Source organism: Rhizobium sp. SEMIA 4085, assembly GCF_013004495.1.
Taxonomy (GTDB): domain Bacteria; phylum Pseudomonadota; class Alphaproteobacteria; order Rhizobiales; family Rhizobiaceae; genus Rhizobium; species Rhizobium gallicum.
Genome location: NZ_JABEPH010000181.1, coordinates 1 through 12041, shown reverse-complemented (window position 1 = coordinate 12041; position 12041 = coordinate 1). Strand labels below are relative to the sequence as shown.

At 60.8% G+C, this 12041-nt stretch carries 14 protein-coding genes; 9 read left to right on the top strand and 5 right to left on the bottom strand.

All coding sequences use genetic code 11. The features are described 5' to 3' along the window. The 3 genes from C9413_RS18365 to C9413_RS18355 form a co-directional block, all read right to left on the bottom strand. Nucleotides 1-1288, bottom strand: a 1288-nt coding sequence (locus tag C9413_RS18365) for an ATP-binding cassette domain-containing protein (RefSeq protein ID WP_170250727.1), incomplete at its 3' end; no start/stop codon positions are given. Further along, entirely contained in the window at nt 1288-2988 is a 1701-nt protein-coding gene (gene cydD, locus C9413_RS18360) for a thiol reductant ABC exporter subunit CydD (RefSeq protein WP_170250726.1), read from the bottom strand. The genes cydD and C9413_RS18365, both read right to left, overlap by 1 nt. A 4-nt stretch (nt 2989-2992) precedes the next feature. Next, on the bottom strand, nt 2993-3565 hold the full coding sequence (locus C9413_RS18355; RefSeq protein WP_040115506.1) for a GbsR/MarR family transcriptional regulator: 573 nt from the start codon (nt 3563-3565) through the stop codon (nt 2993-2995). Nucleotides 3566-3668: 103 nt separating this feature from the next. On the opposite strand from C9413_RS18355, the gene C9413_RS18350 reads away from it, so the two are divergent. Continuing rightward, nucleotides 3669-3893, top strand: coding sequence for a hypothetical protein (locus tag C9413_RS18350; RefSeq protein ID WP_052451795.1), 225 nt, complete (start codon nt 3669-3671; stop codon nt 3891-3893). 61 nt (nt 3894-3954) lie between these two features. Here C9413_RS18350 and C9413_RS18345 read toward each other — a convergent pair whose 3' ends face one another. Beyond that, on the bottom strand, nt 3955-4887 hold the full coding sequence (locus C9413_RS18345; protein WP_170250725.1) for a dihydrodipicolinate synthase family protein: 933 nt from the start codon (nt 4885-4887) through the stop codon (nt 3955-3957). Between the two features lie 162 nt (nt 4888-5049). Here C9413_RS18345 and C9413_RS18340 point away from each other — a divergent pair, with 162 nt between their 5' ends. The 6 genes from C9413_RS18340 to C9413_RS18315 are packed head-to-tail and all read left to right on the top strand — an operon-like array spanning nt 5050 to nt 9873. Next, nucleotides 5050-5529 carry a DUF2938 domain-containing protein gene (locus C9413_RS18340; protein ID WP_170250724.1) on the top strand — a complete coding sequence of 160 codons (480 nt, stop codon included), beginning with the start codon at nt 5050-5052 and terminating at the stop codon, nt 5527-5529. A gap of 25 nt (nt 5530-5554) precedes the next feature. Beyond that, on the top strand, nt 5555-6313 hold the full coding sequence (gene cobF / locus C9413_RS18335; protein ID WP_040115503.1) for a precorrin-6A synthase (deacetylating): 759 nt from the start codon (nt 5555-5557) through the stop codon (nt 6311-6313). A 56-nt stretch (nt 6314-6369) separates the two neighbouring features. Then, the gene (gene cobG, locus C9413_RS18330; protein WP_040115502.1) at nt 6370-7749 is read left to right on the top strand and encodes a precorrin-3B synthase; all 1380 of its coding nucleotides are present in this window, start codon (nt 6370-6372) and stop codon (nt 7747-7749) included. A gap of 2 nt (nt 7750-7751) precedes the next feature. Further along, entirely contained in the window at nt 7752-8384 is a 633-nt protein-coding gene (locus C9413_RS18325; RefSeq protein WP_040115501.1) for a precorrin-8X methylmutase, read from the top strand. Continuing rightward, nucleotides 8381-9112 (top strand): precorrin-2 C(20)-methyltransferase, encoded by a 732-nt coding sequence (locus tag C9413_RS18320; protein ID WP_170250723.1) that lies wholly within the window; start codon nt 8381-8383, stop codon nt 9110-9112. Before C9413_RS18325 ends, C9413_RS18320 begins: the two co-directional genes overlap by 4 nt. Then, complete coding sequence (locus C9413_RS18315; protein ID WP_170250722.1) at nt 9109-9873, top strand: precorrin-3B C(17)-methyltransferase; 765 nt, start codon at nt 9109-9111, stop codon at nt 9871-9873. The genes C9413_RS18320 and C9413_RS18315 overlap by 4 nt, the downstream gene beginning before the upstream one ends. Here the strand turns inward: C9413_RS18315 and C9413_RS18310 are convergent. Further along, complete coding sequence (locus tag C9413_RS18310) at nt 9837-10607, bottom strand: cobalt-precorrin-6A reductase (RefSeq protein ID WP_040115498.1); 771 nt, start codon at nt 10605-10607, stop codon at nt 9837-9839. The two genes, C9413_RS18315 and C9413_RS18310, sit on opposite strands and share 37 nt — an antisense overlap. Here C9413_RS18310 and C9413_RS18305 point away from each other — a divergent pair. Both C9413_RS18305 and C9413_RS18300 read left to right on the top strand, forming a co-directional pair. Next, nucleotides 10606-11838, top strand: a complete 1233-nt coding sequence (locus C9413_RS18305; protein ID WP_040115497.1) for a bifunctional cobalt-precorrin-7 (C(5))-methyltransferase/cobalt-precorrin-6B (C(15))-methyltransferase — start codon at nt 10606-10608, stop codon at nt 11836-11838. The two genes, C9413_RS18310 and C9413_RS18305, sit on opposite strands and share 2 nt — an antisense overlap. 2 nt (nt 11839-11840) lie before the next feature. Further along, a partial coding sequence (locus C9413_RS18300; protein WP_246703784.1) for an SAM-dependent methyltransferase occupies nt 11841-12041 on the top strand: 201 nt, incomplete at its 3' end.

The following is a 12041-nucleotide window of genomic DNA, read 5'->3' as shown; positions in this document are numbered from 1 at the left end:
CCTCAGGCTTGGCGAGCCGCAGATTGCCTTCGAGCGTATCCTGAAAGAGTTCGGTCTTTTGTGTCAGAAGCGTCGCATCGACGCATGCAGCAGTCCCAACGCGCGGCTCAATTTCATCTGCGAGCAGCGACAGCAGTGTCGATTTTCCGGCACCGCTCGGGCCGATGACGGCCAATGCTTCACCCAGCCTCAGTTCAAGGCTGATGGCATGGAGCGCATCTGCGGCGCAGCCGTCATGTCTGACGCTGACCTCCTGCAGACCAAGAGCGATACCGGCTTCAGGGGCACTTCTTATTTGTCGCAACGTCTCTTCAGTCAGGCGCGGACCGATCCGCTTGGCTGCGACTAGGACACGGCCGAATTCCAGGGCACCGCGCCGCAGGGCCGTGAAGGGTTCGACGGCTGCAAAGGCGATCAGCAGCCCCAATGCGGCAACCGGTGCAGGGATCGCCTTTACTTCGGCAAGCGCGGCTACCGCAAGAAGCGAGCCGGCGAGCAAGATCGCCGTGCCGAGGCCGAAGGACAGGGGGACGCCCGTTTCGATCCGATTTAGATGACGATCGGCCCTGGCGGTATAGCGATCGGCTGCGAGAACGGACGCGCATTGCGCTTTTATGCGCGATGCCATCATGAGGTCTGTCTGGCCGGCGGTCAGGTCGATGGCGCGCGAGCGAAGCGCCTCGATGCCGTAAGCGCGGCGCCGCGCAGGCTTGCTGGCAAGGCCGCCTGCGACGATCGGAACCCAGATGCCGGAGCCAAGCAAAACCGCGCCGACCGTGAGCCCGAAGGCGGGGTGCATGATGCCCAGCGTGACGACCGCGACAACCGCGGCACCGATCGCGGCACCTATGGGAACGAGAATTCTAAGGTAGAGCGAATCCAGCGCATCGATATCAGCCGTCAGGCGAAATAGCGCTTTTGAGGGCCGGCGGAGAAGATTGCGTGCGGCATCAGGTGCCGCCCAGCCACGAAAAAGCGTTTCACGAAGCGCCGCCAATATGCCCAGCGTCGCATCATGCGTCGTCATCCGCTCGCCGTATCGCGCAGCCGTACGGCTGATTGCAAGCAGGCGGATTGCGGCTGCCGGCGCAAAGACGTCGAAGGCGACGGCTGTCGCAGAGAGACCGGCAATCGACGCGGCAGTGATGAACCAGCCCGACAAGCCGAGCAGGGCAAGGCCCGCAATGACCGTGGCGGCAGAAAGCAAGGCACCGGCCAATAAACCACGCGGGTTTTCAGAAAAGAAAAGCTTGAGGATCGGCGCCAGGATCCGGATCAGTTTTCTCATTACTCAGCAGCCTCTTGTAAGAACGGTGCATCGATGACGATCCTGAGGTCCATGCGCGCAGCAAGACGCGCATCAGGCGTGGCAACGATGAGCGTCCGCTCGCTGGCAAGGGCAATCAGGCTTTCCGTGATCTCCGCAGCAGTCACCGCGTCGAGATGCGCCGTCGGTTCGTCCGCCAGGATGATGCGAATGAAAGGATTGGCGGCCGCCCGTGCGATCGCAAGTCGCAACGCTTCGCCGCCGGAAAGTCCGGCACCGCCTTCGCCGAGTGTCCGCTTGCCGTAGGCGGCCGCAACGCCGTCCAGTCTGGCAAGCGCCAAAGCCTCCTGCAGGACGCTGCAATGTCTGTCCAGCAAGACATTGCTCGCCAAGCTTCCGGCAAATATATGCGGCGACTGGCCGATCCAGGCCATGGTGCTGCGCACGCCCGCATCCACGGGCCGGCCATCAATCAGGACTTCACCCGTCTGAGGCGGTGCCAGACCGGCGATCAGCGCAAGCAGCGTGGATTTTCCCGCACCGCTCGCACCTGCAAGCGCGGCATTCTCCCCGCCCGTAATCAGACAGTTGAAGCCGGTAAGCGCGGAAGGCCGCAAGCGATCGTAACGGAAGCTGACATCGTTGAATTCAATGTCGAGCCGATCGCGCGGCGCCGGGCCGGTGCTCTCCGTATCTACGATCTCAATGCCGCCGCGCTCGCAAAGGCTGTCGAGTGCCTTTATCGCCGCTTCTCCGGCGGCACGGTCGTGCCAAACGGCGCAGAGTTCGCGCAAGGGTTCGAAAAAGGCGGGTGCGAGAAGGAGTATGAAAAGGCCTTCGGCCAGGCTGAGCTTGCCCGACCATGTCCCGAAGTGAATTTCGCCAAGGAGGCTGAAGCCCACAAAGACCGCGACCATTGCGACGCTGAGCGCAGCAAAGAGCTCCAGCACGGCCGAGGAGAGAAAGGCGATTTTTAGCACCGCCATGGTGCGTGTCTTGAGGTCTTCCGCATCTGCCCGCAGCCGCGTAGCCGTCAGCCCGACTGCATTAAACGAGCGGATCGTGGCCAGTCCACGGAGCCGGTCGAGAAGGAATGCATTGAGCCTGCCTGTTGCAGCGAGCTGCTTTTCGCTGGCGGCCTGTGCGCGCCAGCCGATGAGTGCCATGAAAAGCGGAATAAATGGCATTGCAATGAAGAGCACGAGCGCGGCAACCCAGGAAGTCGCTAGCACGCAAGCAAGGATAACCAGAGGGGTGACGCTCGCTTTGAAGCGAGCGGGAAAAAAGCGCGCGAAGTAGGGAACGACAAGCTCCGCCTGCTCGCCGAGGATGCTCGCAACCTGCCCGGAAGCAGGACGCGTGCCGTCGATCGGCGATCGCCGGGCAAGCGCTGCAACGGCAACCTGTCTCCTCAAACTCAGTTCGGTCCGCGCGCTGTCGAGGGCAATCTTGCCGCCAACCGCGTCAAGCAACGCCTTTGCAATACCGAATACCAGCACAAAAATGGCGGACCAAAGGACATCACGAGGTCCATCGCCATCTGTAATGCCGCCGACGGCATAAGCGAGCAGACTGGCTTGCGGGATCCATAAGAGAGCGCCAGCGGTTTGAAGCGAAGCGGCATGACGAAGCCCTAAGGGCCTGGCCGAGCGGGCCGGCAAGCCAGTTGCTGGCGCTCCGGCTGCATGCGCTTTTCCCTCGTCGAAGAAAGCACTCCCCATCGCGCTAGCTCTTGTTCGCAGGCCGTCGGCCACGGCCGAGTGAAACCACCCGGTCCTTGGCTTCAAGAAGCTTCGTAACCTTTGCTCCCAAAGAGAGTAGCGTTGCGAGGCGCTCTGTTTCAAGTTGTTTCACGTCCTCATACCAATGCGTCAGCTGCTCGATCAGGCCGTGCATTTCGCTCATCCGCTCCTGGGCGAAGCGTTCGGCTTCGCTCGCCGGCCTTTGCATGAGGATTTCACGCAGAACCGAGAGTGTCGGATCGACCTCGCGCTTCTTGCGCTCTTCAGCAAGCGTGCGCAGGATGAGCCAGACATCGTCAGGCGTAGTGAAGAAATCCCTGCGGTCGTCAGGTCTATGCTTCAAAAGTACAAGGTTCCATGCCTGCAGCTCCCGCAGGCTCATCGAAACATTCGATCTTGAGATGCCGAGCGCGTCGACGATCTCGTCGGCGCAAAGCGACGAGGGCGAAACGTAAAGAAGCGCATAGATCTGGCCGACCGTGCGATTGATGCCCCAACGCGAGCCCATCTCACCAAAATGCAGAACGAAGGATTGAACGAGCGGCGGAAGATTCATTGGCGATTCCGTTTTTCTACGATTTCAGAATTTTCTGAAACTACTATACACCGTTTGTCACTGCTCTCAATCGAGCAAACCACGGCTGCGGCAATTTGGTTGCATGGCCGAGCTCAGCCCCACTGGTCACCATGCCCAGACGGAACGCAGGCTCTTTCTGCTGGCCGCGTGCTGTCACGTGATGAAAAGAGAACGGCCGATCTGGGCGCGACTCATGTCGGATGGCAAAATCTCCAGTCGATCACGAAGCGCTTTCGACATGATGATTGCCGCCATCGCCGAGGCCAACCAATGCCTAGCCATCACGAGCAAGATTGCTACACATTGAGCATATTAGTCCGGCTCAAAAAACGATCGAGAAACATAGAGCGCCGAACGGAAGAGGCGGGCTAGGGCCTGAAAGCCGCGCGCTTGTCGTATCTTGCAACGCGGGAACGGAGGGAATCGCTCTCTGCCTTTGCCCTCTCCGAAATGCTTCCCGCGGGCTTGCGCTGGGAATCGCTGGCGATCGCGCCGCGCTTTTTGAGAACATATTTGCGTATGGCAAGGCCAACGCCCTGCTGCTGCTCGTAGCGAACGAGCGGCAGATGCGCATCGAAGAGGTCATGTGCCGCCTCCCGGTTTCCGGCCTGCTGGAAATTCACGACGTCGACCAGCATGTCCGGGAAGGCGTAACCAGTCATCGCGCCATCGGCGCCGCGCTCCATCTCGAAATCGAGAAACAATCCGCCGTTGCCACAAAGGATCGAAATATCGCGCATTTCGCTCGCCTTTTGCGCTGCCCGCAACCGGGAAATCTTCTCAAGCCCCGGCCAGTCTTCGTGCTTCAGCATCACGCAGGATGGATGATTGTTAACGATCTTCTGGATGACGCCAGGCGTCATCACCACGGTCAGCGTCAGCGGATAGTCCTGGATGACGAAAGGAATATCCTCGCCGATCGCCTCGACCGCCTGGGCATAGTAGCCGATGATTTGATCGTCCGTCCGAAGCGACGGCGGTGGGGCGATCATGACGCCCTGAGCACCAATATCCATGGCGCCACGCGCAAGCGAGCGCATCGCCGCAAAGCCCGGCGCCGAGACGCCGACGATCACCGGGACGCCGGCGCGCTTCACGACCTGCCGGGTGATTGCAAGCGACTCCTGCGGGTCAAGCTTCGGTGCTTCGCCCATGATTCCGAGAATGGTAAGCCCGCTCACGCCGCACCCGAGATAGAAATCGGTGAGCCGGTCGACCGACACCGTGTCCAGCCGTCCGTCCGGATGAAACGGCGTTGCTGCGATGGCATAGACGCCCGTGGCTGTGTGATCGAGCTTCATTGCGCACTCTCCCTTTTGGCCGGAACTTAGGGGTAGTCATCGTTCCGATCAATTGAAATGCGCCGTTTTCGCAGGGATCCGGTGCAAGTGTAAGAGCGCTGTTGCAGGGCTTGCCGCGCGTGTTTAAGACAGTCCAGCAATTTACGACTCTGGATCTTCTTCATGTTCGATATTTTTTGGCGTGGCATTGCAATGGGGATCGGCGCGACGATCCTCATGGACATTTGGGCAATCGTCCTTTTCCAGGCCCTCGGTCAGGCGCCTGCCAACTGGGCGCCTGTCGGACGGTGGTTCTGGCATCTCGGGCGCGGCAAGGTATTCCACGACAGTATCGCCAATGCAGAGCCCTATCGGCACGAGCTGGCACTCGGGTGGATCGGCCATTATGCCCCCGGCATCATCTATGGCCTTGCTCTTGCGGCCATCACGGGGCCATCCTGGCTGGCAGCGCCGACCTTCCTCCCCGCCTGGATCCTTGGTATTGTCACGGTCGGGGCCGGCTGGTTCCTGCTGCAGCCCGGGCTTGGCATCGGCTGGGCCGCGTCGAAGACGCCGAACCCGAACAAGGTGCGCGCGCTCAATCTGATCGCGCATACCGTCTTTGCCATTGGGCTCTACGGCACCGCGCTTTTGATCGCCTAACGGCGCAAGACCGCAAGGAGGCTCAGTGAAGCATATTTACGCGATCGGCATCGGCACCGGGAACCTGGAGCACATGACCATTCAGGCGATCAATGCCATGAATGGTGCCGATTTAGTCTTCATTCCCACAAAAGGTGCACAGAAAGAAGAGCTTGCAGATGTCCGCCGCGCAATCTGTGAGCGGTATCTCAAGCAGGCGGATGGCAAGATCATCGAATTTGCGGTGCCTCTTCGCGAGACGAAGGAGCGCAGCTATGGGCAAAGCGTCGATGAATGGCACGCCGCGATTGCTGCCACCTATCGTCGGCTGATCAGCGATTTGCCTGAGAATGGCACGGCTGCTTTCCTCGTATGGGGCGATCCAAGCCTTTACGACAGCACATTGCGCATCCTGGAACGGGTGCGGGATAAAGTGGAATTCGATCTCACCGTCATCCCGGGCATTACCAGCATTCAGGCGCTTGCCGCCAGCCACCGCATTCCTATCAGTCTCGTCGGCAAGTCGGTGGAGATTACGACCGGCCGAAGGCTTGCCGAAGAGGGGCTTAAGACGGAAAGTACGGTTGTAATGCTCGACGGCATCCAGGCGTTTACGAAGATCGACGACCCGGATGCGGAGATCTTCTGGGGAGCCTATCTTGGCACGCAGGACGAAATCATCCGTGCCGGGCGGCTCGGCGACGTCGCCGATGACATCGTAAGGACTCGGGCCGAAGCGCGCGAACGGCACGGTTGGATCATGGATATCTACCTGTTGCGCAAAGGTCGCGATTTTCAGGATTAGTCCAGAGGATTAGTCCGGGCTCTTTAACCCAAGGGTGCCGCCCCGTAGGGGCATGGATGAAAGGACGAGCCATGGGCCTTGCCGGCGAAAAAGAGATCGACATGGAAGGGCGCGTCATTGCTGCACCAGGCCCGCGCCGAGGCGCCTGTCCGACACTTGCTGCACCCATGGCGACCGGCGACGGCCTTCTTGTACGGTTGCGGCCGGCCGGCGGCGCGCTAACGCCTTCGCAATTGAATATGCTTGCAGCCTCCGCAGCGGCATACGGCAATGGCCTTCTGGAAATTTCTGCGCGGGGAAGTCTGCAAGTCCGCGGCCTGCGGCCGGAAACTATCGGGCGGCTCGCCTCTGATGTTGTTGCGGCTGGGATCCTTGTGCCAGCAGGTCCGCCGATCGAGCTATCGCCGCTGCATGGCATCGACCCGGGTGAGATAGGAAGTGCCGCCGCGATCGAAGCCCGGCTGCGAGATGAGCTCAAGATCGCGCTGTCTTCACCATTTTTGGCCCCGAAGCTCTCAATCATCGTCGACGGTGGAGGATATTTCGGTCTATCCAGCCTTTCGGCCGATATCCGCGTTGTCGCTCTGGACGCGGGCCGCTGGCTGGTCGCCATAAACGGTGATGCAAAGACGGCAAAAACGGTTTGTATCGGTTCAGCGGATGACGTCACCCGGGCGGTTGGGCAATTGCTGGCGATGCTGATGGAAATTGGCAAGAATTCTCGAACGCGCGACATTGGACTGCTTGCATTGCGCGATGTGTTTCCAGCAATGGAAGCGCAATTTGCCACCGGGCCACATGCGGAAATGCCGGGGCCTGGCCTTCATCAGCTCTGCGACCACAGTCGGATCCTTGGCCTCAGACCGCGTTTCGGCCAGATGAAGGCAAGCGACCTGTCAAGATTTCTGGAAGAAACCGAACGCCTCGGTGCAGCGGAAATACGCCTGGCACCGGGCCGCCAGTTCCTCGTGACGGGCTGCAGCACAGAGCACGCGAAGGCCTTGCAGACAGCTGCAAAGGAGTATGGCTTTAGCTCCGATCCGAATGATCCATCTGCAAATATTGCGGCATGCGCCGGGGCGGGCGCCTGCGCCTCTGGCCTTTATGAAACAAGGATGCGGGCACAGCATTTACTGCGGCATTCACCGGATCTTTTCGATGGATCGCTGACGTTTCATCTCTCGGGTTGTTCCAAGGGATGCGCTCATCCGCGACCGGCGCTGGCGCTGACTGGAATGCCGAGCGGTTATGGTATTGTGTTGAGCGGACATGCAGGCGACAGGCCCGATGCAACGATTGCTGGCGGCGAGATTGATTTCGCTATAGAGAAGCTCGCCCGGCTTGTCGGGGAGAACAAGAGCGCTGATGAATCGGCTGCTGCCTGCCTGACGCGGCTCGGCCTCCAGACGATCGTGAAGGCGCTGAAACAGGAATAAGTATGCCAGATTACGATTATATCCGCAGCGGCGAGGCGATCTACGAGCGCTCCTTTGCGATTATCCGCAGCGAAGCGGACCTCTCGCGCTTTTCGCCGGACGAGGCCGAGATTGCCGTGCGCATGATTCATGCCTGCGGGCTGGTCGAAGCCGCCACACATTTCGACTTCTCTGCGGATTTCGTCTTTGCAGCGCGCGGCGCGCTCAAAAAAGGCGCGCCAATCTTCTGCGACGCAGAGATGGTGGCGCATGGAATCACACGCGCCAGGCTGCCACAAAGGAATGACGTGATCTGCACTTTGCGCGACCCGCGCACCCCGAAAATGGCAGAAGCAAGCGGCAACACGCGTTCGGCGGCGGCCATCGACCTTTGGGTCGATCGTCTGGCCGGAAGCGTTGTCGCGATAGGCAATGCTCCAACGGCACTTTTCCACCTTCTTGAACTGCTGCGCGGCGGCGCACCAAAGCCGGCTGCCATCATCGGCATGCCGGTCGGCTTCGTAGGCGCGGCAGAATCCAAGGACGCGTTGGCGGAAAATTCTTATGGCGTGCCCTTTGCGATCGTTCGCGGCCGCCTCGGCGGCAGTGCGATGACGGCGGCCGCAATCAACGCGCTGGCGAGGTCGGGACTATGAGCAGACCCAGCCGTCTGATCGGCGTCGGCACAGGTCCAGGTGACCCGGATCTGCTGACCATCAAGGCAAAGAAGGCGATCGAAGCTGCGGACGTCATCGCTTATTTCGCCAAACAGGGCAGGGCCGGCAACGGCCGAGCGGTTGTCCAGCACCTGATCGGTCCCGAGACAGAACTGCTGCCGCTCTATTATCCGGTTACCACTGAAATCGAAAAGAGCGAAGTGCTCTATCAAAGCCAGATCACCGCCTTCTACGATAGTTCTGCAGCCGTGGTCGCAGCCTACCTCGATGCGGGAAAAACCGTTGCGGTCCTCAGAGAAGGCGATCCGAAGTTCTACGGATCTTATATGCACCTGCATGTGCGCCTCGCCGATCGCTATCCTACCGAGGTGATCCCGGGCATCAGCGCCATGTCCGGTTGCTGGTCGCTTGCCGGCATGCCGATCGTCCAAGGCGACGATGTGCTTTCCGTTCTGCCGGGCACCATGGCGGAAGCAGAACTGACGCGGCGGCTTGGCGATACCCAGGCAGCCGTCATTATGAAGGTCGGCCGCAATCTTCCGAAGATTCGCCGCGCTCTTGAAGCGGCTGGGCGTCTCGGCCAAGCCGTCTATGTCGAGCGTGGGACGATGGCGAATGCCGCCATGCTGAAGCTTGCGGAACGGCCGGAGGGTGACGCGCCGTATTTCTCGCTTGTGCTGGTGCCAGGCTGGGAGGCAAACCGATGAGTGGAATCCTGTTTGTCATTGGCACTGGTCCTGGCAACCCAGAGCAGATGACGCCGGAAGCGCATTCAGCCGTTTCGGCATCGACCGATTTCTTCGGCTATGGTCCCTATCTCGACCGGCTGCAGCTCGGCGCCCATCAAAACCGTCACCCCTCTGACAATCGCGAGGAGATGAGGCGGGCAGGGGATGCTTTGACGATGGCGGCAGGCGGCCGCAAGGTCTGTATCGTCTCCGGCGGCGATCCCGGTGTTTTCGCCATGGCCGCGGCAGGCTGCGAGGCAATCGACACAGGTCCGGCGCAGTGGCGTTCCATCGAGCTGGTCGTCGTTCCGGGCATTACCGCAATGCTTGCGGTTGCAGCGCGTGTCGGCGCCCCGCTCGGCCACGATTTCTGCGCGATCTCACTTTCGGATAACCTCAAATCCTGGGATATCATCGAAAAGCGCCTGACATTGGCCGCCAAGGCGGGCTTCGTGATCGCGCTTTACAATCCGGTCAGCAAAGCGCGGCCCTGGCAGCTCGGCAAGGCCTTTGAGCTGCTGCGCGCACATCTGCCGCGGCAGACGCCGGTGATCTTCGGCCGCGCCGCCGGACGCCCCGATGAGCGGATCATAATTCAGCCGCTCGGTGACGCTCACGCTTCGGTGGCGGATATGGCGACCTGCATCATCATCGGTTCGCCGGAAACACGGATTATTTCTGGCGGCGGCAGGCCCGAACTCGTCTATACCCCTCGTTCCATGGCGGGAGGAAACAAGTGACCGATCACGTCGAGCGCTTTCTCGACGGTTTCGACCGCTGCCATGGCGGGCGCGGGCGCACGGGCGATCATGAAGACTTCAATGCCGAGATGACGAGCCGCCACGATTTTCGCGTAGGTCGCCGCGCCGCCGCTATTTTTGGCAACGATCGCATCGATGCGGTGAGAGGCAAGAAGCGCTGCCTCGCCCTCCGCATCGAAGGGGCCGCGATCGAGAATATATTCGACGTTCGCAATATTGAGCGGCGGGGTGACGGGGTCGACGCTACGAACGAGATAGAAATGATGTGCAGCCGCCTCGGCATAATGCGCCTCCTGACGCCCGATCGCCAGGAAGACGCGGCGGGCGACGGGCCCGAGCGCGGCGATTGCCTGCGGAATGTTTCTGCTCGCGGTCCATATGTCGCCCGGCCGCTCGATCCATTCGGGCCGGCGAAGGGCAAGTGCCGCAATCTTGGAAAGTCGTGCTGCGGCGGAGGCGTTGGTGGAGATGCGGGCGGCAAAGGGATGTGTCGCATCGACGAGAAGGTCAAATCCTCCGTCGCGCAGGAAGGAAGCAAGGCCCTCAGCTCCGCCAAAACCGCCAATACGAACGGGTACAGGCTGGATAGACGGTTTTTCCGTGCGGCCGGCCAAAGACAGCAGGATGTCAAACCCGGCCCTCTTGGAGAGCATCTGCGCCAAGGCCCGCGCTTCGCTCGTTCCGCCCAGTATCAGTACGCGGATTTTTGCCATGTCTGATATGCCTAGCCACACCCCGAAACCCTGGCTAACCATTATCGGTATCGGCGAGGATGGTCCAGAAGGACTTGGCGATCACGCCAAGCGGCTGATCCTGGCCGCGCCCGCCGTCTTCGGCGGTGAACGGCACCATGCGCTGATGGGTAATCTGATTGCCGGCGAGAGGCTCGTCTGGCAAAGCCCTTTTGAGACGTCGATCGATGCGATCCTTAGGCGGCGCGGCACACCGGTCGTCGTACTCGCATCCGGTGACCCATTTCTTTTTGGTATCGGCGCAACACTCTCGCGGCATGTGAATGCTGAGGAGATGCGCACCATTCCAGCTCCGTCGGCCTTCAGCATGGCCGCGTCGCGTCTCGGCTGGCCCTTGCAGGAAACCGCCTGCCTCTCGCTTCATGCCCGTTCCATCCATCTCATCCGCCCGCATCTTCATCCCGGACGACGCATTATTGCGCTGACTTCCGACGGGGAGGGGCCCGGGGAACTGGCTTCGCTGTTGTCAAACAGCGGCTTTGGCCATTCACGCATAACTGTTCTGGAGGCACTGGGCGGCGCGCGCGAGCGTATCCTCAGCACGTCCGCAGAAGACTTCCAGTTTCGAGATATCAACCCTCTCAATGTCTGCGCCGTCGAGGTCAAGACAGGAAAAGAAGCTCGCGTCCTGTCTTTTGCCACCGGCCTGGACGACGAACTCTTTGAACACGACGGGCAGATCACCAAGCGTGAAATCCGCGCTCTGACGCTGTCGGCACTTGCGCCGCGCCATGGGGAACTGCTGTGGGATATCGGGGCCGGCTCGGGTTCGATCGGCATCGAGTGGATGCTCCGCGACCCATCACTGAAGACGGTCGCCATCGAGCAATCGCCAGAGCGCGTCAGCCGGATCGCGCGCAATGCTTCAGCGTTCGGCGTGCCCGGCCTTGCCGTTGTCGAGGGAGCAGCCCCTGCGGCATTGAGTGGATTGCCCGAACCTGACGCCATATTTGTTGGCGGAGGCGGCAGCGAACCGGGCGTCATGGATGCCGCAATCGTGTCGCTCAAAAGCGGCGGACGCCTTGTTGCCAACGCGGTGACACTGGAAATGGAGGCCGTGCTGCTTGCCGAACAAGCCAGGCGCGGCGGTTTCCTGACAAGGATCGAGATTTCCCGAGCCGGCCCCATCGGCGCAATGAGCGGCTGGCGCCCGGCAATGCCCGTGGTGCAATGGCGCTGGATCAAGGACTAGAAATGACGGTTCACTTCATCGGAGCAGGCCCAGGTGCAGCCGATCTCATCACCGTTCGCGGCCGCGACCTCATTGGCAGATGCCCGGTATGCCTTTATGCCGGATCGATCGTATCCCCGGAACTGCTCAAATATTGCCCGCCGGATGCGCGCTTCATCGATACCGCGCCGATGTCGCTCGATGAGATCGAGGCGGAATATCTG